This is a genomic window from Staphylococcus sp. EG-SA-17 (assembly GCF_017151845.1).
GTDB classification, from domain to species: Bacteria; Bacillota; Bacilli; order Staphylococcales; family Staphylococcaceae; genus Staphylococcus; species Staphylococcus aureus.
Genome location: NZ_JACVZO010000145.1, coordinates 1 through 254, shown reverse-complemented (window position 1 = coordinate 254; position 254 = coordinate 1). Strand labels below are relative to the sequence as shown.

The window sequence follows — 254 nt, the reverse complement described above, 5'->3', positions numbered from 1 at the left end:
ATATAAAGCAGGATTTCACCCCCTACTTCAAGGCACTACAACAGTAGATTTTGGAGACATTGAACAATTAACACAAGCTATTTCACCGAATACAGCAGCAATTATTTTGGAACCAATTCAAGGTGAATTTAAAAATGCGCTATCAGATGATAGACGCGGCAAATTATAGAGGGTTAAAGCGATTTAAGCATTTAATTATACCTCTATTAAGCCAAAATATTAGAAAGGCACATCAATTATCAGTTGCGATGGAG

At 35.4% G+C, this 254-nt stretch carries 2 pseudogenes; both read left to right on the top strand.

What is annotated here, in order from left to right:
* Nucleotides 1–127: pseudogene (locus IDG65_RS14925) on the top strand (ornithine--oxo-acid transaminase); the annotation flags it as partial.
* Nucleotides 114–254, top strand: a pseudogene (locus IDG65_RS14475) (energy-coupling factor transporter transmembrane component T family protein); the annotation flags it as partial. The pseudogenes IDG65_RS14925 and IDG65_RS14475, both read left to right, overlap by 14 nt.